The sequence below is a fragment of the Aminobacterium thunnarium genome (assembly GCF_055390565.1).
Genome location: NZ_AP042412.1, coordinates 1130595 through 1153040 on the forward strand (window position 1 = coordinate 1130595; position 22446 = coordinate 1153040).

General features: G+C 41.4%; 22 protein-coding genes and 1 other RNA gene. 5 read left to right on the top strand and 18 right to left on the bottom strand.

Going from position 1 to position 22446, the window contains the following annotated elements:
- The first annotated feature begins 14 nt into the window (after nucleotides 1-14).
- Nucleotides 15-1475 (top strand): S-layer homology domain-containing protein, encoded by a 1461-nt coding sequence (locus ACZ5GY_RS05590; RefSeq protein WP_213699590.1) that lies wholly within the window; start codon nucleotides 15-17, stop codon nucleotides 1473-1475.
- 11 nt (nucleotides 1476-1486) lie between these two features.
- Entirely contained in the window at nucleotides 1487-3166 is a 1680-nt protein-coding gene (locus ACZ5GY_RS05595; RefSeq protein WP_464112088.1) for a hypothetical protein, read from the top strand.
- Here the strand turns inward: ACZ5GY_RS05595 and ACZ5GY_RS05600 are convergent.
- The 11 genes from ACZ5GY_RS05600 to hpf all read right to left on the bottom strand — a co-directional run bounded on the left by ACZ5GY_RS05600 (nucleotide 3120) and on the right by hpf (nucleotide 14334).
- Nucleotides 3120-3314, bottom strand: a complete 195-nt coding sequence (locus ACZ5GY_RS05600; protein ID WP_213695220.1) for a hypothetical protein — start codon at nucleotides 3312-3314, stop codon at nucleotides 3120-3122. The genes ACZ5GY_RS05595 and ACZ5GY_RS05600 overlap by 47 nt on opposite strands.
- A gap of 151 nt (nucleotides 3315-3465) precedes the next feature.
- Nucleotides 3466-4233 carry a transporter substrate-binding domain-containing protein gene (locus tag ACZ5GY_RS05605; protein ID WP_213691472.1) on the bottom strand — a complete coding sequence of 256 codons (768 nt, stop codon included), beginning with the start codon at nucleotides 4231-4233 and terminating at the stop codon, nucleotides 3466-3468.
- 36 nt (nucleotides 4234-4269) lie between these two features.
- Nucleotides 4270-5490, bottom strand: a complete 1221-nt coding sequence (locus ACZ5GY_RS05610; RefSeq protein WP_213691471.1) for an argininosuccinate synthase — start codon at nucleotides 5488-5490, stop codon at nucleotides 4270-4272.
- 350 nt (nucleotides 5491-5840) lie between these two features.
- Nucleotides 5841-6629: a 5'/3'-nucleotidase SurE gene (surE, locus tag ACZ5GY_RS05615; RefSeq protein WP_307880004.1), complete on the bottom strand. Its 789-nt coding sequence runs from the start codon at nucleotides 6627-6629 to the stop codon at nucleotides 5841-5843.
- 26 nt (nucleotides 6630-6655) lie between these two features.
- Nucleotides 6656-7258, bottom strand: a complete 603-nt coding sequence (locus tag ACZ5GY_RS05620) for a site-2 protease family protein (RefSeq protein ID WP_213695219.1) — start codon at nucleotides 7256-7258, stop codon at nucleotides 6656-6658.
- An 8-nt stretch (nucleotides 7259-7266) separates the two neighbouring features.
- Nucleotides 7267-9885, bottom strand: coding sequence for a CBS domain-containing protein (locus tag ACZ5GY_RS05625; RefSeq protein ID WP_464112089.1), 2619 nt, complete (start codon nucleotides 9883-9885; stop codon nucleotides 7267-7269).
- The gene (gene coaE / locus ACZ5GY_RS05630; protein WP_464112090.1) at nucleotides 9882-10763 is read right to left on the bottom strand and encodes a dephospho-CoA kinase; all 882 of its coding nucleotides are present in this window, start codon (nucleotides 10761-10763) and stop codon (nucleotides 9882-9884) included. The genes ACZ5GY_RS05625 and coaE overlap by 4 nt, the downstream gene beginning before the upstream one ends.
- The gene (locus ACZ5GY_RS05635) at nucleotides 10723-12705 is read right to left on the bottom strand and encodes an ATP-dependent helicase (protein WP_213695225.1); all 1983 of its coding nucleotides are present in this window, start codon (nucleotides 12703-12705) and stop codon (nucleotides 10723-10725) included. Before ACZ5GY_RS05635 ends, coaE begins: the two co-directional genes overlap by 41 nt.
- A complete protein-coding gene (gene hypB / locus ACZ5GY_RS05640; RefSeq protein WP_464112091.1) occupies nucleotides 12702-13361 on the bottom strand; it encodes a hydrogenase nickel incorporation protein HypB in 660 nt (219 codons plus the stop codon). Before hypB ends, ACZ5GY_RS05635 begins: the two co-directional genes overlap by 4 nt.
- Nucleotides 13345-13707: a hydrogenase maturation nickel metallochaperone HypA/HybF gene (locus tag ACZ5GY_RS05645; RefSeq protein WP_464112092.1), complete on the bottom strand. Its 363-nt coding sequence runs from the start codon at nucleotides 13705-13707 to the stop codon at nucleotides 13345-13347. The genes hypB and ACZ5GY_RS05645 overlap by 17 nt, the downstream gene beginning before the upstream one ends.
- Before the next feature lie 87 nt (nucleotides 13708-13794).
- A complete protein-coding gene (gene hpf, locus ACZ5GY_RS05650) occupies nucleotides 13795-14334 on the bottom strand; it encodes a ribosome hibernation-promoting factor, HPF/YfiA family (RefSeq protein WP_213691463.1) in 540 nt (179 codons plus the stop codon).
- 151 nt (nucleotides 14335-14485) lie between these two features.
- Here hpf and ACZ5GY_RS05655 point away from each other — a divergent pair, with 151 nt between their 5' ends.
- Nucleotides 14486-15676, top strand: a complete 1191-nt coding sequence (locus ACZ5GY_RS05655; protein ID WP_464112111.1) for a pyridoxal phosphate-dependent aminotransferase — start codon at nucleotides 14486-14488, stop codon at nucleotides 15674-15676.
- An 88-nt stretch (nucleotides 15677-15764) separates the two neighbouring features.
- Here the strand turns inward: ACZ5GY_RS05655 and ACZ5GY_RS05660 are convergent, their stop codons facing one another.
- Complete coding sequence (locus ACZ5GY_RS05660) at nucleotides 15765-16748, bottom strand: 2-hydroxyacid dehydrogenase (RefSeq protein WP_213691461.1); 984 nt, start codon at nucleotides 16746-16748, stop codon at nucleotides 15765-15767.
- A 165-nt stretch (nucleotides 16749-16913) separates the two neighbouring features.
- Between ACZ5GY_RS05660 and ACZ5GY_RS05665 the strand changes: the two genes are divergently transcribed.
- Nucleotides 16914-18215 (top strand): NCS2 family permease, encoded by a 1302-nt coding sequence (locus tag ACZ5GY_RS05665; protein ID WP_464112093.1) that lies wholly within the window; start codon nucleotides 16914-16916, stop codon nucleotides 18213-18215.
- A 64-nt stretch (nucleotides 18216-18279) separates the two neighbouring features.
- Here ACZ5GY_RS05665 and frr read toward each other — a convergent pair whose 3' ends face one another.
- From frr to rpsB, 4 genes are all read right to left on the bottom strand, one after another.
- Nucleotides 18280-18840: a ribosome recycling factor gene (gene frr / locus ACZ5GY_RS05670; RefSeq protein WP_213691459.1), complete on the bottom strand. Its 561-nt coding sequence runs from the start codon at nucleotides 18838-18840 to the stop codon at nucleotides 18280-18282.
- Nucleotides 18833-19564, bottom strand: a complete 732-nt coding sequence (pyrH, locus tag ACZ5GY_RS05675) for a UMP kinase (RefSeq protein ID WP_213691458.1) — start codon at nucleotides 19562-19564, stop codon at nucleotides 18833-18835. The genes frr and pyrH overlap by 8 nt, the downstream gene beginning before the upstream one ends.
- A 78-nt stretch (nucleotides 19565-19642) precedes the next feature.
- Nucleotides 19643-20239, bottom strand: coding sequence for a translation elongation factor Ts (gene tsf / locus ACZ5GY_RS05680; RefSeq protein ID WP_213691457.1), 597 nt, complete (start codon nucleotides 20237-20239; stop codon nucleotides 19643-19645).
- Nucleotides 20240-20260: 21 nt separating this feature from the next.
- Nucleotides 20261-21061 carry a 30S ribosomal protein S2 gene (gene rpsB, locus ACZ5GY_RS05685; RefSeq protein WP_213691456.1) on the bottom strand — a complete coding sequence of 267 codons (801 nt, stop codon included), beginning with the start codon at nucleotides 21059-21061 and terminating at the stop codon, nucleotides 20261-20263.
- Nucleotides 21062-21317: 256 nt separating this feature from the next.
- Here rpsB and ACZ5GY_RS05690 point away from each other — a divergent pair, with 256 nt between their 5' ends.
- Nucleotides 21318-21665 (top strand): metal-sensitive transcriptional regulator, encoded by a 348-nt coding sequence (locus tag ACZ5GY_RS05690; RefSeq protein ID WP_213695902.1) that lies wholly within the window; start codon nucleotides 21318-21320, stop codon nucleotides 21663-21665.
- A 40-nt stretch (nucleotides 21666-21705) separates the two neighbouring features.
- Here the strand turns inward: ACZ5GY_RS05690 and ffs are convergent.
- Together ffs and ACZ5GY_RS05700 are read right to left on the bottom strand one after the other, a co-directional pair.
- Nucleotides 21706-21804: signal recognition particle sRNA small type (gene ffs, locus ACZ5GY_RS05695), an RNA gene on the bottom strand.
- 63 nt (nucleotides 21805-21867) lie between these two features.
- Nucleotides 21868-22326 carry a YbhB/YbcL family Raf kinase inhibitor-like protein gene (locus ACZ5GY_RS05700; RefSeq protein ID WP_213695901.1) on the bottom strand — a complete coding sequence of 153 codons (459 nt, stop codon included), beginning with the start codon at nucleotides 22324-22326 and terminating at the stop codon, nucleotides 21868-21870.
- Nucleotides 22327-22446: the final 120 nt, after the last annotated feature.

The following is a 22446-nucleotide window of genomic DNA, read 5'->3' on the forward strand; positions in this document are numbered from 1 at the left end:
TATAGGAGATAAAAATGACAATTATTTCTATGCTTTGCAACCACAAAAAGAAAATATATATAACTTTAATTGTTTTTCTTTGCTTCTGGGGGTATTCTCCCTCAGAAGCACAATCCCCTTTTACAGACTTACCAGAAGGCCATTGGGCATATGATGCCATTCATCAACTTACTTCTGCAGGAATTATAAAAGGCTATCCTGACCATTCCCTACGGGGAGACATATTGCTTAGACGTTATGAAGTTGCAGAAATGTTAGCTAAAACCATTGACCATGTCGATATCGAAAAAATCGATGTTGCCCAAGTGATCGCTTTAAAAAAGCTGTTACGCGAATTCCAATATGAGCTTACGGCTATTCCTTCTAAAACCGACCTTCTAGACAAAAGGATAACTACATTAGAAGAAAACATTGGAAATTGGAGATTTTGGGGAACCTTTCAATTTGACGGTAGACAATTTAAGGAAGACATGGGGCCAGGAATAGGAACCCATGATTTTCGTCCTGCTGATTTTTATCTCTGGTTTTCTAAAATTATCGACAGCAAAACAACATTTGTAGGACGATTAGGTCACTATGATAGTAATGACCCCAATTACAAGGAAAATTTAAAATGGGATTATTATTGGATTGATCTTACGCTTCCCCGAGATTTCTCATTAAGAACTGGACGTTGGTACTACGATTGGGAAGCCGAATCCCAAATTTATACAGATGCAGATGCTTTTATGGGAGATACTATTCATACTGGATATTACCTGACGAAAAATCTGCCATTAGGGCAATTTGTTCTCTTTGTAGCACATGATGACGAAGTAACATCTGAAGAAGAACAAAGTCTTTACGGCATTAGATGGACACATCGCTTTGATGAGCGCTTCCGCCTAGCTATTAACGGCCTCTATCACGATTATTTTAATGATTCAAGAACAAACCCCGATATTTCTGACTGGAAAGTCGCATGGCTCGATTTCGAATATGCCCTGAATTTCAACACCTTTTTTAGGGGAGCTTGGTACGTTGAGGATCTTGAAAAATGGGCCTATCCAGACGATCAATCTCCTCAGGCATGGAAGGCTATTCTTGACATAAAACAAGAACAATTGAAATTGACAAACCTCTGGATTGAATACGCACATTTCGACAAGAACTTCAAGACAGACCATCAGCCATGGAATAAATACTCTTTCGAAGTTACCCCTCACTTAGGAGAGTTTTCTACAAACGTATTTTTTATAAAGACTGTTCAAGATATTTCTGAAAAATGGACTACCTTTCAGCGATACGCCAACATACGCTATGAGAACACAGGCGGAAATGATTACGACATTACAAACTGGTCTATCGGCGTTCGTTACCATATTACCCCTTCTGCCTTCTTTGAACTACTTTATGACGATATTCATTACGGGGACGCTGAGACAGACAATCTCGACAACAACATGTGGCATTTTAGAACAGAAGTAAACTTTTAGAGGTGAATGATATGAAGAAAATGCTCTGCATGTTTCTTTTATGCCTTATATTGGCTACTCAAACGAAATTGGTCTATGCTTCCCCTTTACCCAATGAAACTCGAAATCCAGATATTTTTGTCTTAACAACAAAAGAGACCTCAGACTCTTCTCTTCTTTCTCTTTTAAACAATTATGGTTTTAAAGCGACAATGTCTTCAGACATTCACACTGCCGAACAAGCTTCATTGGTCATCGTTCCAGGAGAAAGTGCACAAGAAATGTCTCAGAAAGATATCGAAAAGTTACTAAGAACAATTAAACAATCTGCAACACTTTTAACAGACTCACCTAGCCTGCTGTCACAAACAATTGGTCTCTCTTGGTCATCAAAAAAAGGGTTGGTACCTTTCTATCTTTGGCAAGGAAAAAGAAAAAACGTTGTAGAACTTCCTTCATCATTACCTTTTGAAGTATTTAGCGCCCCGTCTCAAAGCCGCATATTGGCCAAGACAGCTCTCAATGAACCACTTTGCGTTGAATTTAAGTATAAAAATGTTCGCTGCGTTTACAGCGCACTTCCTCTCAGTGCTTCCATTGACATCGGAACCGTGTATCCCTTTTTCTTTGATCTTTTGCAATATGAATGGAATATTTTGCCCGAAAAACACGCCCTTGAAAAAAATATATCTACTCTTTCTATCATGATTGACTGGGGCTTTTTCTATGATCGAGATCCTGTCTCTTTTGCGAAGCAAATCGCTTCTGAAGGCTTTTCACGATGTATTTTAAGTGCCTGGTACACTTCGCCTGATTATGTTGACTTCACAAAAAAATTTATTGAAGAAGCTCACAAACAAAATATGACAATAGAAGCGTGGCTTGAACTTCCATTGGTTTCGGAAGAGTTTTGGAATACATACCCTGAGTGGCGGGAAAAGACAGCCTTGCTCTCCGATGCTTTCATTGAATGGCGACCTCTTATGGCTCTTGAAGACCCAAATTGCTTCAAAGAAACCATCCGTTTTTTGCAGAAACACCTCAATTCCTTTTCTTGGGATGGTATCTATATTGCAGATCTATATTTTGAACATCCCGACGAAGGAATTGGCGACCCCGCACGTTTTACGCCTATGCATCCAAGCTTCAGAGAAAGCTACGCACAAATACATAGGAAAGATCCCGCTTCTTTCTTTTTGCCTGGAAAGGATATTAGTGAAGAAGATCAAACAACATTGCTTCAGACAAGAAGAGAAACTTTGACTCAGATATATACGCAACTTTTAAAAGAGCTGATGAAAGAAGATCAGTTCCAGAATAAAGAAGTTGCCTTGATTATGCTTGATTCTCTTAGCTCTCAGCACCTTGCAGAAACAGCTGGAATTGATAGCCAGTCCCTTCTTTTCTTAGCTAAGGAGAACAAAATACCGTATATCGTCAGAGAACCCTATGCCCCTGATCTGGAACAACAAGAGAGAGTAAACTCTCTTGTTCGTGTATTGAATGAGCATTATGATGAAAACCGTACAGGTATTGTTTTAAATGCTGAAAGTCAGGGAATCCCCCTGTTGGAAGCTATTAGAAGTTCACTTTCAGTCTTTCCACAATATACTCTTTTAAATTCGTACTATTTACTTAATAAAGAAGACCTCGAAATGCTACCTTTTATTTTGTCTCGTGAGCAGAAAAATAGCCCACAGCAAGAAGAATAACGACCCAAAAATATCTAAGTTTACCTTGAAATAGAGTCCCGATACTTTCTCGACCTAGAAAAGCTGTTAAGCCAAAAATAAAAATAACTATAATTGTTAAGGCAATGAGGACCTTACCGCGAGGAGTCAATTTTTTAGGTTCTGTCATTTGTTATAGCATCCTCCTTAATGAAGTAAGAGCTACGATATCAATTTATATTGTACAACGTAATAAAGAGTCTGCCAAAACAAAAAAGCACACCAACCAATGTGGCTAATGTGCTTTTATAGTATTTTTTACTCTTACAATTTTTAGAAAACTAATTCTTTTTAGTATTCCACTTTTTATGTAGCTCGGAAATAAACCCTTCTTCTTCTAGTTCTTTTAGAACTCCATTTACAGCATCAAGAAAAGCGGGATCTTCCTTGCTTACAGCTAGTGCCTGTTTAGCTCCTTTAAGCTCTACTGTAAAGGATTTTTCAAGCTGCCCCTTAAATTCGTCACTGTTAATATATGTTTCAGCAACAGTCTCATCCATAAATGAAGCATCCGCCCTCTTCAGAGCCACTTCTCGAACAGCGTCATTCAATTTTGGAAACCGTTTCACCGTTATACCTTCAATTTCAGAAACAAACACATCTTGCGTTGTAGCAAGCTGAACAGCGATTGTCTTCCCTTTAAAATCTTCAAGACTCTTCATCTCAGCGCTACCAACAGGAAGAACAAAAGCACTCAAACTCACCATATATGGGGTAGAAAATGCTACCTTCTTGCTTCGCTCCTCAGTAATACTCAAAGCAGCAGCTATCATGTTAATTTTTCCCGTTAGCAGCGAAGGAATCACTCCATCAAAAGCCATATCCACCCATTCAACTTTCTTCCCAAGGCGTTTCCCAACTTCATTAGCAAGGTCAATATCAAAACCTACAAGAGCTCCTGTTTTATCATGAAACTCAAAAGGAGGATATGAACCAGATGTTCCTACAATTATGGTGTCCTTGTCCATAATTGAAGCAGCATAAGCCGGCACTCCTATCATTCCTACAATAAGCGCTAAAACCACCAACCCTAAAACTACCTTTTTCATTATCATCTCTCCCCTCAACACTTTTGTAATGTATAGTTAACAAAAAATCTCAACTGGCACTTTATCCTTATGTACCTGTTTCCAAGTCTTTAAAGGAAGCCCCCAGATTTTGATGAACCCAACTGCGGCCTGGTGATCGAAGGCGTCTCCCTCTGAGTATGTCGCTAAATTCTGTTGATATATAGAACTCTCAGATTTCATGCCTCGAACAACGGCTTGTCCTTTATAGAAGCGAACTTTAACAACGCCATTTACATATTCTTGTGTCGTATCAACAAAACTATCTATAGCTTCCTTCAAAGGCGAATACCAATATCCCTCATATGTGAGTTCTGCATATGTAGCTTCCAGTTCTTTCTTTGCTGCCAACACTTTTTTATCAAGAGTTAGTGTTTCCAATGCTTTATGAGCCGCAATAAGTGTAATAGCTGCTGGACATTCATACACTTCCCTACTCTTAAAGCCTACAAGACGATCTTCTACCATATCTATTCGACCCACGCCGTGTTTTCCAGCAATTGCATTTAGAGCAAGAATGAGTGAGGGACCATCCATTTTTTCTCCGTTTAGCGCCACCGGTATTCCTTTTTCAAAAGTTATTTCAACAAATTCCTGATGGTCAGGAGCGTTCCAAGGATCTACAGTCAATGTATATGCATCAGAAGGTGGCTCATTCCATGGATCTTCTAAAATTCCACATTCGATGGATCGTCCCCAAAGATTTTCATCAATACTGTATGGAGATGCCGTAGTTGCCTTAACAGGAATTCCGTGTTGCTGAGCATATTCCATTTCAGCCTCTCGGCTAAAGTGCCAATCCCGAACTGGAGCAAGTACGTCAAGTTCTGGGTTCAAGGCGTTAGTGCATACTTCTATACGCACCTGATCTTGTCCTTTCCCTGTACATCCATGAGCTACTGCTCCGGCATTCTCCTTTTTAGCCACCATGGCCATAGCCTTGGCAATCAAAGGACGTGAAAGTGCAGAGTTAAGGGGATACGTTCCTTGGTACGTAGCATTTGCCTTCAAAGCTGGCCAAACAAACTCTTTAACAAATTCATCTTTTAAATCCATAACATACGCTTTAGATGCACCACTTTTAAGTGCTTTCTGTTTTGCTTCTTCCAAATCCACAGTCTGTCCAACATCAGCAGTCATAGTAATGACTTCATATCCTTTTTCTTTGAGCCACATAGTTGCTACAGACGTATCAAGACCGCCACTATAAGCAAGTACCACCTTTTTCTTATCAAGCATTTCAAAAGCTCCCCTTTCACTCATCCTTAAAAAAACAAGCCCGTCCCCAGTATTACCAGGGACGGGCTTGATACCCGCGGTGCCACCCATATTAGCGAAAGACCAAAAAAAATTTTGTTTCTTTCACTCACTTCATTACCTCTACTTGACTATTCGTCTTTCTTCGAGGTTAGCTCAAGGGCTCTATTCTTCCCCCGTTTAACTAAAAAGGCTCTCAACCGGTGACCTTTTCTCTCTGTCGAAAAGAGGAGGGAATACTTTTCCCTTTCATTGCCGCACTATGCTTTTTTTATTTATTGAAAGCATTATACACGACAATGAACCTTTGTCAACTATTTTTTTTAAAGTGACTAAAAGTTTATTTTTTCAAGTCCATTATTCGAATAACGTTCAACCGACGGATAATGAGTCATATCCATATGTACAGGCGTAATCGACACATAACCGTTCGCCAAAGCCCAAACATCACAACCTTCAATAAGCTGATCTTCGGGACGACCTGATACCCAAAAATAAACTCGGCCATGGGGATCTCTCAGTTGTGTAACTTTTCCTTCATAAAGGCGCACGCCTTTGCGTGTAACACGTACTCCTTTTAAAAGAGGGATAGGAAGATTAGGCACATTTACATTAAGCAAGACACCTTCATCTAGCGGTTCCTTCTCTAGAACTTCTAGAATTTTTCCTATAACGATAGCTGCCGTATCATAATGGCATACTTCGTCACGACTGCTGCAATTCAGTGAGACAGCAATTGAGGGGCGCCCCATAATAACGCCTTCCATAGCTGCCGAAACAGTCCCTGAATAGGTGAGATCATCTCCTACATTAGGCCCATTGTTTATTCCCGATATAACCATGTTGACCTCAGGAGATACTTCCTCGACTCCTAAAACAACACAATCAGACGGAGTACCATCACAAGCATAAACCCTCTGACCTGAGGGATAGACCCCCTGGCTAATTTCTGATAAACGAAGAGGGCGAGTCAAAGTAATGGCATGTCCAACACTGCTTCTCTCTCTATCAGGAGCAACAACCGTCCATGTATATCCTTTACTGGAAAGATAGGAAGCTAACGTTACAAGACCCGGCGCAAATACACCATCGTCATTTGTCAAAAGTATCTTCAATATCACTCATCCTCTCTCGACTCTGCATATCACTACAATATCAAGCGAATCAGGAAAAATACAATGGGGTTCATTACGGCTTGGATTACACCGAGAGCCAGCAAAAGCATAAGGATGATGAACCCGTAACGTTCCAGCCAGAAGTACTTTTCCAGCCATTGAGGAGGCATAATAGAGTAAAGAACTTTTGAACCATCAAGTGGCGGAATTGGGATTAAGTTAAAGACAGCTAATCCCACGTTGATTACAACCATGAGAAACATAAAAAGCCGAAGAGCCGGATTACCCAAAAAGAAAGAAGGGAAGATACGAACAAGTATTCCTACCAAAGCCGCTGTAAGCAAGTTGCCCACCACTCCAGCAATAGACACAAGAAAGAGATCTCGTCTCGGTTTTTTGAAATAACGAGAATCTATGGGAACTGGTTTGGCCCAGCCAAAACGGAAAATCAGAAGCATTATTGCTCCAACGGGATCTAAGTGCGCTAAGGGGTTAAGTGTCAATCGTCCTGCTCTTTCAGCTGTAGGATCACCTAATATGTAAGCCATATAGCCATGGCAAAACTCGTGAAATGTTATCGCCCACAATACGGCAGGAAGACTCAATAATAATTCAGGTAGAGACGGAAAATGCATTGTTACTCTCACACTCCTTTAATGGGGAAGTTGCGTTGCACCCAAGCGAGCTCCTCTTCTTGAGACGTTAGCTCTTCATCAAGACAACGATCTCTCAACTGAGATAAAATTTGTCCAAGTTGCGGCCCTCCGCGATATCCCATTTGAATTAAGTCACGGCCAGTCAAGTAGCTCTTTGTTTTATGGAGCTTCGTTAAGAAAGAAAGTATTCGCCGTCGTACTCTCCATCGCTCCGTTGCAGCGCTCCAGAACAACGCTGTTACTGGAGATACTTCATAAAAATAGTGGTAAATCTCTGAATTCTTTTTCGGAATTCGACCGCCGAGATCTTGCTCAGCTGCACCAAGTCCGTCGAGGGATTGTACCATGATTTCCCGTTCTCTTGGAGCAAGACTTAAACGATCTAATACCGATGATTGTATAGTTTCGTCAGATTCCATTGCTAGTGCTGCAAGAAAAGCAAGCCACTCGTCCCCTTTAAAATCAGGAAAATCTCTTGAGATTCTAGCCAGAAACGCTGAAAGACGACGAATGGTTCTCATTGTCGTTTTACCAATTCGTATTCCTGGGAAAAGAATATCCCATACCGATAATTCCGACATTCTTTTTAATGCAGGATAGGGATTTTTTTCCTGCATTGTCAACTCTAGTTCACTACGAAGGCGATACCCAGATAATCGAGATAACAAACCACCACGCAAACAACTCGTTAAAAGCCTTAACGTATTATCTTCTATATGGAAATTTAAGCGTTGTTCAAGGCGAATACCACGTATAACTCGCGTAGAATCTTCTACAAAACTTAAATTGTGTAAAACCTTGAGCGTCTTCTTCTTCAAATCCCGCCGACCGCCAAAATAATCGACAAGAGTTCCCCATGTTGAAGGAGTGATAGAAATTGCCATAGCATTAATAGTAAAGTCTCGTCGATAAAGATCATGTTTTAATGAGTCGCTTGATACTTTTGGCGGAGCAAGTGGATATTCATAAAATTCACGTCTAGCTGTAGCAACATCTACTTTTACACCATCTCCAAAAACAAGAGTCCCAGTCTTATAACGTTCATGAACTGATATGTGACAATCTTCCTGTTTTAGACTTTTTAAAAAATCGACAGCATTACCCTCAACAACAACATCTAAATCAAGGCTTTCTCTACCGAGCATGAGGTCTCTCACTATGCCTCCAACGATATATGCTTTCATGCCAAGAGCTTCCGCTCTTTCTCCAAGATAGGTAAGCACTTCTAATTGCCTTAGTTTCAAATTCTTTTGCAAAAGAAGTTCTAAATTGTCAGACCATGGAAGCTCCGGCGCGATTTTTCTCTCTTCAGGAGGGAGCGATTCTGGATACAGCGCTCTTACCAGATCTGTACGTGTAATGATACCTACTAACTCTTTCCCATCAAGCACTGGAAGTCTTCCTATGTTATGAAAGACAAGAATTCGATGAGCCTCTGAAATGGAGGCTTCTTTTGCTACGGAAATAACACTCTCTGTCATAAATTCTTTGACAAGGGCTAATCCGAAACCATGAAGCTGAGCTTTATCAAGGTCTTTCCGAGTAATAATACCTCGGACCCTCCCTGCAAAAACAACGGGGAGTGCTGAATGTCCATAACGAATCATTGTTCGGTAAGCATCATTTACAGAAGAATCAGGTTCAACAGCCATAACAGGACTCGTCATAATATCTTCAACTTTGAGCCGTGGTTGGATTGATTCTTCCAATTTCTTTTCCAACGTTTCAAGAATGGAAAGAGGGCGAACATTATGTAGAGTAACAGAGGAAGCTTGAGGATGACCTCCTCCGCCAAGATGGGCTAAAAACTTTGATACATCGAGTATGTTTTCATGGCTTCGCGCGACAACATACGTTCTCTTCTCCATCCGAACAGCAGCTAATGCAATATCTGCCGTGAAATAGTCACGCAAGCGGTGAACGAAAAGAGAAAGGCCATCAACATATACAGAAGACGCGGTATAAGAAAGAACTACCCGCGCTCCATTAATATAACGAACCCATGCATTTTCTATAAGTAAATCCAATATTCTCCGTTCAGAGGCTGAGAAACTCATTTCAATATGAGCTGGGATAATCGTTAAATCAGCGCCCAGTTCTTTCAAATTCGATATAGCTGTAAAATCTCTAACAGTTGTACCACCGAAAGTTAAACCACCCGTATCTTCGTAGATTCCCATGGCAAATAGTGTCGCTTCATGGGGAGTTATATGAATATGACGCTGTAAAAGAATTTCTACAAGAAGAGTGGTCGTAGCACCTACAGGATCAATAACCATTAATTCTCCATCAATATCATCTGATGAAGGAGGATGGTGATCATATACATGAACTGAAACGTCATGTCTACCCAAAAGTGTGGCAAAGGGACCAATTCTTGATCGGGAACGTGTATCGACAACAATAAGCTGCGTTACCTCATCTTTTCTTACTTTACGGGGAGTCACGATGGGCCAACGTTGAGGGAATTTCCTTAAAAAGTCGCGCACAGTTCTACTGGTTGATCCGGATAAAGAAAGAACAGCATCAGGATACAACTTAGACGCAGCAACCATACTCGCTATAGAATCAAAATCATTGCCCATATGACTCGTTATTATTTTCACCCGACAATTTCCTCCACCAGATTATTTCTAAGAGGTCGAGATAACCGACGAAGAGCGTAACATTCAGCGTCTTCAATACTTTCTTCATATAACATTTTTTCGAGAGAAGGCCAATGAAATTCACATGAATAGCCACGCATCATATACCGCTTGCCCATGGAAAGAGTTCCGCCTTGCACAAGAGCATTCGTCAAAGGCTCGATTTCAATTCTTGACACGAGACCTGATGCTCCTAGCCGTATGGCCGCTTTACGAAGAACAAGTTCATGGGAAGAATACGCTCTGACTTCACAAAAAGCTGCCATCTTTTTAAACATAGCAGCATATCGGCCTAGACTTTGCTCAAGATCATGAATAGAAACATCGTTTCTCACAACTAAATCGGCTTCTTCCGCTTTCTCATCAGCATTGCGAAGAAACCGCTCTCGACGTTCTATCTCCTCTTTCGTCCAACCTCGAACTTCATTTCTTGCAAGGCGCAGCTCAAGGGGAGCAGTAACATAGACGGTAAAGTCAACCCACCATGGAACGCCGTTTTCAAAAAGCAGCGGTATTTCGGCAACAACCCATCCATTTAAAGACGTTACTTGTCGCTCCATTTCCATGCGAATTGTAGGGTGAAGCATAGAACATACCCATTCATATTCAGAGGAGTCAGAAAAAACAATTGATGCAACAGCAGAGGGGTTAATCTGTCCGTTAGAAAGAAGAACCTGGCTTCCCCATCTCTCACTTGCTCGTCTTAAAACAGTGGAATCCTTCCACGCTTCATGCGCCAAGACGTCTGCATCAATAATACTTGCACCAAGGCTTTTCCAGATTCGACTTACAGTAGACTTACCAGCCCCAACGTCTCCTGTCACGCCCAAAACTAGCATAGGACATCTCCTCCTCGCCCCGATCATCAACATTTTTGGTCCCGTCTGGAATCTCCCATAAAAAACGGGAAAGGCCATTACGGAAAACGGTTCCAAAAAGGCGCCGACTTCGCGCTCCAGTCATATATAATTTCTCTTCTGCCCGTGTCATACCAACATAACACAAGCGTCGTTCTTCTTCGAGACTATCTTGATCTTCCAAACATTTAAAATGAGGGAAAATAGCTTCTTCGAGTCCGACAAGAAAAACTACGGGAAACTCCAATCCCTTCGCGGCATGTAACGTAAGGAAATTAACAGCTCCCATATCGTCCATATCAGTTGTTTCAAAATCTGTAAAAAGAGCTACTTCAGCCAAGACTTCAGCTAAATCTCCTCCAGTAGAAATTAACGAGCCTAATTCCCTGATATTCTCAACTCGCTCTTCCCAACCATCTGGGTCATCTTTCTTTAATTGGTCTTCATACCCTATGCTATCAAGAATATAAAGAAGAACATCGCGGAAACAACCGGATTTTCTTAAGATGTTTTCCATATGTGTAGCTAACTCCATAGCGCCTGTTTTAGCTTTACCTGTCAAATCTAAATCTTTCCCCGAAGAAAGAACAGACCATACTTGCTCTGCTTCCATCGCTGGGAAGGAGGCCAATATAGAAGAAAGCTTTTCTAAACTTTTCTTCCCCAGGCCACGTGTAGGAACGTTTGCTATTCTCGAAAGTGATGCTCCATCAAGAGGATTGACAGCCAACCGCATAAAGGATATTACATCTTTAATTTCTTTACGATCATAGAAAGCTGTTCCTCGTACTACTCTATAAGGAACTCCTTTTTCAATACATTTTTGCTCATAAATACGGCTCATTGCATTTATTCGATATAAAACAGCCATGTCTCCATATTTATAACCTCGGAAATCATGTAATTTTTTAATTTCTGATACGATGAAATCCGCTTCTTTATACTCGTTAGGAGAGAGAAGCACATAAATTTTTTCTCCCATATCTCTGGCAGTCCAAAGATTCTTCTGTTTTCTTCGGACATTGCTGAGAATGACCGAATTTGCCGCTTTTAATATATTACCTGTAGACCTATAGTTCTGGTCAAGAACAACAACTTTTGCAGCGGGGAAGTCTTTCTCAAAATTTAGAATCATTGTCATATCGGCTCCACGCCAACCGTATATGGATTGGTCAGGATCACCCACAACCATAATATGGCCTGACGTTCCGATTAAACGGCGTAAGAGCAGATATTGGGGTTTATTAACATCCTGGTATTCATCAACAAGAACCCATTCCAAACGGGCCTGTTCCTTTTTGCACAAATCCTGATCCACTGTTAGAAGATGAAGAGGCAAAATAAGAAGGTCGTCAAAATCTACCGCATTCTGTTGACGAAGTTCATCATTATATTTTCTATATACTTCATGTTCTATTCCTTCAAGCCCAACAGGCTCAAGGGTTTTCGGGTCACCATCAGTCTTTGCCTTCGAAATACGATCAAGAACATGCGTTGGGTCAATTTGTTTAGGATCCAGTTTCAGATCTTCCATCACTTTCTTGACAAGAGCTCGGCTATCGTTGCGATCAAAAATAGCAAAACCCCTTTTCAAACCAATAAATTCCAACTGGTCACTATTGCGAAAAAGGAAGTGCAAGCCAAAAGAGTGAAAGGTGCTAACCTGCATTGCCGAGGCCTTCTCTCCAGAAATGGCTTCGACTCTCTCTTTCATCTCTCTAGCTGCTTTATTCGTAAACGTTACAGCTAAAATCCCAGATGGAGACGCATATCCCTTTTCAATCAAATAAGCAATTTTATGGGTTAAGACTCTTGTCTTACCGCTTCCTGCACCTGCTAAGACTAAGAGGGGACCATCACAGTAACGTACAGCCTCCTGTTGTCTAGGATTTAATTTATCTAATATAGAATCAGCTACAGTCATACAGAACGTTTCTCCTTTATCCATGATTCAATTAAACGTACCCACTCATCAATCCCTTTACCCTGCAAAGCTTCCACCTCAATATAATTCACATTAGGATTGAGATGCTTTAAATCATTTTTATATAAGTCCATATCAAAAGGAATGTAGGGTACCAAATCCATCTTCGTCAGAAGCACCGCCTTTGCTTCAGAAAAAAGATGAGGATATTTAAGGGGTTTGTCAGCACCCTCAGGAAGACTGCTCACCGCCACTTTCATGTCTTCTCCTATATCAAACTCTGCCGGACAAACAAGGTTTCCCACATTCTCTATAAAAATAACGTCAAGATCATCAAGAGGAAGCTCTTTAAATGCTTCACTAACCAAATTCGCTTCAAGATGACACCCGCCGTGGGTATTGATCTGAATAGCTGGCACTTCTAATTTTGCCAAGCGTTCGGCATCTCTCGACGTAGCAATGTCACCTTCAATAACAGCGAATCTAAAAGAAGCCTCCTTTTTGGTAGCTTCAAGGAGAGTGGTTTTACCTGCTCCAGGTGAACCTATAATATTGATAACGAGAATCCCTCGACGAAGAGTTTCCTCACGCATGCGACGAGCATATTCTTCATCAGCAGCCATTACCGATTGCTTAATTTTATACACTTTCGCCATGACACTCCTGCACCTCCACTGACTCAATATCCAACTCCATGCCAGATAAAACATCTACGTCAAAACCACCACAAAAGGGACAGACAAAGTCCATTTGATCTTCTCCCCATTCTTTAAGACATTTTTTACATCGGAAATGCATTGGTACTTCGATTATTTCCATATTGGAACCTTCTAGGGGAGTATGTTCTGTCGCTATCTGGTAGGCAAAAATCATGACATCAGGAATAACCTGACGCATCGCACCGACATGGAGGGTTACTTTTTCTACGCATTCCCAACCATATTGTTCTTTGAGCTGAAGTAGAGATTCTATCACCGACTCGACAAGAGACATTTCGTGCATAGTAACCCCTCCAAACACATGTAACAGAAAAAAAGGCCCCCAAAATGGGGGGCCTTCTGCACTTTTTACAGAAAACCTATTACGACACTAGTCGATAGGTTCGAGAAGTCCGAACCCTCCGTTTTTACGTCTATACACTACATTAACGGTTCCAGTTTCTACGTTTTTAAAGAGGAAAAACTCATGTCCAAGAAGATCCATCTGCATCGTAGCTTCCTTAGCGGTCATGGGACGAAGAGGAAAACGCTTCACTTTTACTATTTCTTCCTCTACAGACACCGATGGTTCACTTTCAGAAAAGCCTTCGAGATTAAAAGAAACATCATGGGTACGTAACTGTGCTCTGTCTTTGAGATAGGCGTTATGACGTTTAATCTGACGTTCGATATTCTTTAGTGCCTTATCGAAGGCCTTCCGCATATCCGGCGCACTTTCCTCACTTCGCATTATTACACCATTAGCGTTGGAGGTTATTTCAACGTTGTGCATCCCCCGACCAAAGCTCACCAACACCTGATTATCAAGGATCCGGTTAAAGAACTTATCTAGTTTCGAAACCTTTCCTCTCATATAATCTCGGAGCTCGTCGTCAATAATAGCATTTCGTGCTACAAAGCGTACGTCCATATACATCCCTCCAATCTTGCTCTAATCATCTTTATTCTAACATCGCCCCATGATATGAGCAATAAACAAGCACTAGCTGTCTTAAGATAAGACCGTTATAATACCTTATACAGAGTATATCTCTACTATAAAAATCAGGAGTTGATATGTGATGCATATTTCTCAACGGGCACGCAGGATGGAACCCTCAGCTACCCTCGCCGTCGTCGCTAAAGCCAAAGCACTAAAACGTGAAGGAAAACCTGTGATTTCTTTCGGAGCAGGAGAGCCTGATTTTCCCTCCCCGTCATCAGCGCTGCGATACGCTGAGGAAGCCATGCAGAAGGGACAAACCCATTACACCCCGGCTTCTGGTATCCCCGAACTTAAAGACGCTGCATGTGAATACTACAAGAATCATTTCGGGCTTACATACGAAAGCAATCAGGTTTTGGTAGGTGCTGGAGCAAAACCCCTTCTTTATGAAGCTCTCGGTTGTCTTATTGATCCAGGTGACGAAGTATTAGTCTTTACCCCTGCATGGGTGAGCTATGTTGAACAAATTCGCCTCTTTGAAGGAAAAGAAGTTCTTATTGACACGTCTAACACTGGCTATGTACCAGACCTTGATGTGGTTCGCAAAGCTATTACTCCACGAACACGCTGCATGATGATAAATACTCCCAACAACCCAACTGGCGCTATTTATGATGAAAAGACACTTAAAGGACTTGCAGAAATTGCCGTAGAGAATAATATAGCGATCATTTATGACGAAATTTATGAAAGACTTGTATATGGAGAAGCTAAACATCATCAAATTCTCAATGTCTGCCCAGAAGCTAAAGATATCACCATCATTATCAATGGCGTAAGTAAAGCCTTTGCCATGACAGGATGGCGCATTGGTTATGCCTTAGGCCCAACTGATGTGATTGCTAAAATGGGTTCCTTCCAGGGACATTTGACATCAAATGCTTGCTCAGTAGCTCAGTGGGCAGCCCTCGGAGCACTCCGAGAGGCAGAAAATGATGTCTTAGCAATGCACGATGAATTCAGCAAACGTAGAGATATCATCATCAATCTTCTTAAAGAAATGCCCCATATCCAGTTCCAAGAACCAGAAGGTGCTTTTTACGTGTGGATTAACGTAGAGAAGACTTTCGGCAAAAAGCATGGAGATACAATCATTACAGATGATAGTTCTTTCTGCACTGCCCTTCTAGAGAGTAAATATGTTGCGGGCGTACCAGGAAGAGCCTTTATGGTTCCTGGGAATATGCGCGTTTCTTACTCAAACTCGGCAGAAGAAATTCGCGAAGGAATGCGAAGACTCAAAGAATTTCTTGAAGAACTTCAATAAAAAGTACCACTATCATTTATAAAATATTTAAGGAAGGGGTCTCTTTTGAGATCCCTTCCTTTTTAATTAGCTTCTATAATTATATTAGTTAATCTCTATCTAAAAGAGAAGAATTCACAACATGGGCTGGATAGCGACCTTCGAGTGCATCAAGCAGGTTTTGAGCTGCAAGACGACTCATTCCCCCTCTACTATCATATGTCGCGCTGCCCATATGGGGCATCACAGTTACATTTGGAAGTGTGAGCAATGGCTCGTTTAAAGGAACGGGTTCCTTCTCAAATACATCAAGCCCTGCCCCCCATATCCATTTCTCCGATAATGCTTTATATAAGGCTTGCTGATCTATAACAGGACCACGAGACGTGTTAATAAGAATGGCTGTAGACTTCATCATTTTCAATTCTTTTTCGCCTATTAATTTTCGCGTATTATCATTCAATGGGCAATGAATTGATACGTAATCAGAAGTGCGAAGCAACTCTTCAAGGGAAACACGCTTAGCGTTCAATTTCCTCTCGGCTTGCGGTTTAGCAGAAGGGTTGTAGTAAGAAATAGACATTCCAAACCCCTTAGCACGTCGAGCCATTGCCTGACCAATCTGGCCAAAACCAATAATACCCAACTTCTTACCTGCGGTATCCATTCCCAACCACATATCTGGATACCACGTAGTCCACTGACCGTTGCGCAAATAGCCTCCGCATTCAACAAGTCTACGAGCTACTGCCAAAAGTAACGTAAACGCCAAATCAGCCGTTGCATCAGTCAAAACATTCGGAGTATTACAGATCAAAACACCATGACGAGTTGCGGCATCTACATCAATATTGTCGTATCCCACTGCATGTTGACTGACAACTTTAAGACGTGGCGCCTTCCTAAACAACGTTTCATCAATAGTATCAGCAAGCATCGATAAAAGACCATCTACGTTTTCTACCTCTCGTAACAAGGTTTCACGGTCGGGAGCGCCATCCCCCTCCCACATTCTATAATCAACCCTGCCATCAAGTAACTGGCGGCCTTCTTCAAGAATGCGCTGCGTTATATAGACTTTCGGTAAAACCAAAAAAGTCACCCCCAATAAACATAGAAACTTATGTTAATATTTTAGCAGGTATGGTCAAACTTACAGCTTAACTTTAACGTGTTGAATTTTATAAAAGTTTGGATTATACTTCCCTCTGTTCTCAATTATTTTAATCAATTTAAATCTAAATGGGAGGATGTAAAAATGGCTTCGTGGCTCGAAAGATATTTTAAAGTACGGGAGGCTGGTAGTGACGTCCGTACAGAAATTTTAGCTGGAATAACGACTTTCATGACGATGGCATACATTATTTTTGTTAATCCAAGCATTATGGAAAAGGCTGGAATGCCTTTCGGAGCAGTTATGACAGCGACATGTGTAGCAAGTGCTTTTGCTACTCTTCTTATGGCTTTTTTAGCGAACTATCCAATCGCTTTATCGGTAGGAATGGGACTTAACGCATTTTTCGCTTTTGGTGTTGTTCTCGGAATGGGAATCAGTTGGCAAACAGCATTAGCCGCTATTTTTACTGAAGGCGTTATTTTTATACTTCTCACATTGACTCGCATACGAGAAGGCGTTGTTAACGCTATCCCCACCTCTCTTAAAATTGGTATTTCTACTGGAATCGGCCTCTTTATCACATTTATTGGTCTTCAAAGTGCTGGAATCATTGTCAATAATGACGCAGTTCTTGTTGGAATGGGAAATCTAAAAAGTGCTACCTCTCTTTTAGCTATTTTAGGATTTTTCATTATGGTTATTTTGGAAGCTCGACGTATTCGAGGAGCTATCCTCTGGGGAATACTCATCATTACAGCTATCAGTATCCCTTTAGGTGTTACAGCCATGCCCAAGGGGCTTATCTCTATGCCCCCCTCTCTTGCTCCTATCTTTGCTCAACTTGATTTTTCTTCATTCATGAACCCTAACTTCTGGATTGTCGTCTTCACTTTCTTCTTTGTTGACTTTTTCGATACTGTCGGAACACTCGTAGGAGTTACAAATCGCGCAGGAATGCTTGATTCTGAAGGCAAGCTTCCCCGAGCAAAAGAGGCGCTTCTCGCTGATGCTATTGGAACATCTGCGGGAGCAATCTTGGGAACATCTACAGTAACTTCTTACGTTGAAAGTGCCAGCGGCGTAGAACAAGGTGGACGAACAGGCCTCACTGCATTAACAACTGCCGTACTTTTCCTTCTTGCCCTTTTCTTCAGTCCGCTCGTTGCAGTTGTTCCAGCGTGTGCTACTGCTCCAGCTCTGGTTATGGTTGGAATTTTTATGACAATGAGTTTAAAACAATTAGATTTTTCAGAATGGACAGATCTCGTTCCAGCTTGCATAGCTATTTTTACCATGCCCTTTAGCTACAGCATCGCTGCAGGAATTGAGTTTGGAGTCATCAGTTTTGTAATCATTAAGTACATGACAGGCAAAAAGCATCAAGTCAGCCCGATGATGATTTTCCTTTTTGTCGTCTTTTTGTTGAAGGAAATTTTCTTCTAAGAAAACGCTACTTAACTACATAAAAAACAAGCCCCCGCTTTAAAAGTGGGGGCTTATATTTTTTCTAGTCGCCTTCGATTATTTCTTTTTCTTTGGACTTAAGTATCTCGTCTATTTTTTTTATGTAGTCGTCAGTAATATCCTGAACTTCCTTTGTATATTTTCTCAAGTCGTCTTCGCTAATGGTAGAATCTTTTTCCATTTTTTTAAGGACATCATTACTGTCTCTGCGAAGGTTTCGAACAGCTATTCTTGCCTCTTCAGCATATTTAGCCACAACTTTAGATAACTCTACACGCCGCTCTTTTGTAAGCTCTGGCAATGTAAGGCGAACATTTTCTCCATCATTTTGAGGGTTAATACCCAAAGATGAAGCCTGTATTGCTTTTTCAATTCCTTTAAGTACGGATTTATCAAAAGGAGCAATAACAATCTGTCGGGCTTCTGGAACAGAAATAGTGGCCAATTGTTTAATAGGTGTCTGACTTCCGTAGTAGTCAATTTTAATGTCACTTACCAAACCTGGATGAGCCCGTCCTGTACGAATACCGATGTACTCTTCCTTCAAATGATCAATAACCTTGTCCATCTTGTCTTTCATAGTCTTAATCTCTTGTTTAGGCACTGTAAAACTCCTCCTCCCCCGTAGATACTATCGTTCCTATTTTCTTCCCGTGAATTAAAAATTCACCCAAATTGCCCTTTTTCAAAACATTAAGAACCACTATAGGGATATGGTTCTCCATACAAAGCGAAAAAGCCGCGGCGTCCATGATCTCAAGTTGTTTTTGAAGAGCTTCCATATATGTAATTTTATGTAAAAGGACCGCATCAGGGTTTTTAACTGGATCTGCACTATATATACCATCTACCTTTGTAGCTTTCAACACGCAATCTGCGCCAACTTCGGCTGCACGAAGAGCTGCTGCTGTATCTGTAGAAAAATAAGGGGAACCAGTTCCCCCCGCAAAAATCACAATTCTTCCCTTTTCAAGATGGCGTATAGCCCGTCTTCTGATATAGGGTTCTGCAAGTTGACGCATTTCTATAGCCGTCTGAACTCTTGTAGGAACCCCGAGCTTCTCAAGCACATCCTGTAATGCCAGCGCGTTAATAATAGTTGCCAGCATTCCCATAGAATCGGCTTGAGCTCTTTCTATACCCATTGTTTGAACATCTCTTCCTCGAAGCATATTGCCACCACCAACGACCATGGCAATTTCTACCCCAGCCCTGGCAACATCTGCAATTTCTTCACATATAGAACGTATTGCCTCTAAATCCAATCCAAAACTTTTTGAACCGGCAAGTACTTCACCTGAAAGTTTCAGTAATATTCTTTTTACCATGGTTATACGCCTCCGAAAGAAATTTAAGGCAAAAAAAAGGACGAGGTCTTTATTTTGGCCTCGCCCCTTTTACTTTTATTATTCGCCAATAGCAAAGCGGGCGATTCGTCCAACTTTTATATTTTCGCCCAATTTGGCAATATGTTCAATAATGAGATCGTTTATCTTCTTATCTCCATCTCTAATGTAGGCCTGATCGAGAAGGCAAGTTGTTTCAAAATATTTATGAACTTTACCCTCGGCAATTTTGTCAACTATATTTGCAGGTTTCCCCTCTTCCATTGCCTGCTGACGATAAATTTCTTTTTCTCTTTCAATAACATCAGCTGGAACTTCTTCAGAAGAAACATACAGCGGAGCAGAAGCAGCAATCTGCATTGCCAACTCGTGTCCAAGCTCCTGAAATTCATCGGTCTTTGCGACAAAATCAGTTTCGCAGTTAAGTTCTACCATAGAAGCTATCTTTGCATTTGTATGAAGATAGCAGAAGACTCTTCCGTCTTTAGCACTACGTGTAGCCTTTTTAGCAGCTTTGGCTATTCCCTTTTCACGAAGGTAGTCAATAGCTTTTTCCATATCACCCTGCGTCTCAGTCAGAGCATGTTTACAATCCATCATACCTGCACCGGTACGCTCTCTAAGTTCCTTTACCGCAGATGCACTAATCTCTGCCATGCTCAATACGTCCTCCCTTAATTATTCTTCCACTTCATCTGTATCGTCGTACACTTCATGAAGTCGTTCGCGAACAGATATAATATCTTCCTCAGAAACTTCTACCCCTTCTTCAACTGCGCCAGTAGCAAGAGCATCTTCACCCTGGTGCCCTTCTATCATAGCATCAGCCATTAATCCAGAAATCAATTTGATGGCACGAATAGCATCATCATTGCCAGGGATAGGGAAATCCACCACTTCAGGATCGCAGTTTGTATCAACAATAGCGATAACAGGAATTCCCAGTTTCTTTGCTTCGAGAATTGCTATTTCTTCTCGGCGAGGATCAATAAGGAAAAGGGCATCTGGAAGCGCTTTCATCCCAGCAATACCACTTAAGTACTTCTCAAGTTTTGCTAATTCTTTTTTCTGAAGTGCGATTTCTTTCTTGGAAAGATTGCTCCATGATTCTTCGCTTGCCATCTTACGAAGTTCGATCATACGATTAACGCGTTTGCGAATCGTAGCGAAGTTCGTCATTAAACCACCAAGCCAGCGCTGGTTGATGTAATACTGTCCACTACGCTCGGCTTCTTCACGAATAGTATCCTGAGCCTGACGTTTTGTTCCAACAAAGAGGATAGAGCCATTATTCTGCGCGATTTCCCGCACAAAGCTATATGCTTTTTCAAGGCCTCTCACTGTTTTCTGCAAATCGATAATATAGACGCCGTTTCTCTCTGTGAAGATATATGGCTTCATCTTCGGGTTCCAACGTCTGGTCTGATGTCCAAAGTGAACACCGCACTCAAGAAGCTGCTTCATACTTACTACTGACACAGTAAACCCCTCCTAATAAAATGGTTTTTTCCCTCCACAAACATCCCCTGGAAGCAGAACCTTCGCAGCTTCAAAGGCACCCCTACTCCCATCAGTTTATGTGTGTGATATGGGCCACCGGAGAGTATATCACATTTCGCAATACTCCTTCAACATTTTGCAGGTTTTGCAATTACTATGTTGCGGATTTTGCATATACCCTGTATTGTTGAATAGATAAATTATATAAACAAATGTTTACTGAGGAGGATTATAAATGACACAAAATTCCCTTATCAAAAAGCTGGACGATATGTCTCCAGCTGGGAAAGCCATGCTCAACAGATTACGCCGCGTAGAAGGACAATTGCGAGGCATCCAGAGAATGATCATAGAAGAAAAGCCTTGTTATGAAGTTCTTCTGCAACTTTCTGCCGCAAGAAAAGCCATGCAAAAAGCTTGTATCGAAATTTTAAAGAACTACATCAATCGTTGTGTTCATGAAGCTAAAGACCCTGATCTCGATAATCTTGAAAAATTGATAGAAGCATTAATAGATATTGCTCCTGCAGGGATGGTCTTCAAAGAAGACGTAGAGCCGGAAGAAGACCACGAAGAGGTGTAAGCTTTCTTTCAGATAATATATATAACGGCGGTCCTCTCTAGGAGACCCAGCTTCCTGTGGCACCCAAAACGCTCCGCTTACTGCTGCTCCCTTCCGGGCCTGACAGGATTCGCGGTGTTTTGCCGCACAGGGCTGAATCTCCTGGAGAAGACCGCCAAAGGGTATTTTATCAGCCTTTTCCAATGCTGGCAACCTGACTCCTCTATTTCCCAAAACGTCCCATGTATTCTGCCTGAGAAAGAACGTGTCCTTTCATAGCTTCAGTCAGTACATGAAGGGGAACCTCACCTTTGAAATCAAAAGATGTATTTAACGCATAAAGGGTAAAAAAGTAACGATGGATTCCAGACCCAGATGGAGGTTGTGGCCCGTCATATCCAACCTCGCCCCAGCTATTCAGCCCCTGACAAACTCCATTAGCAGCTTCGACGGCCCGTCCTAAATCATTGGGAAGACTTCGTAAATCAGAAGGGATATTATAAACAACCCAATGAATCCACGTCCCCGAAAGAGCGTCAGGGTCATGACATACAAGTGCAAAACTTTTTGTGTTCTCAGGAACATGTTCCCATGAAAAAGACGGAACCTTATTATCGAAAGAACGCCCATGCTGTTGGGGCATCATTTCCTCATGTTCGAAATCAGAGCAGTGCAATTCCATTTTTTCCACCCCTTTCTTTTCTTTATTATCATTGATACTGGCACCAAAGACAATACAAACAAAACTGAAAAGTTAGGAGGAACCAATCGACCATGATAAAATAATAAGCTCTATTAGGTA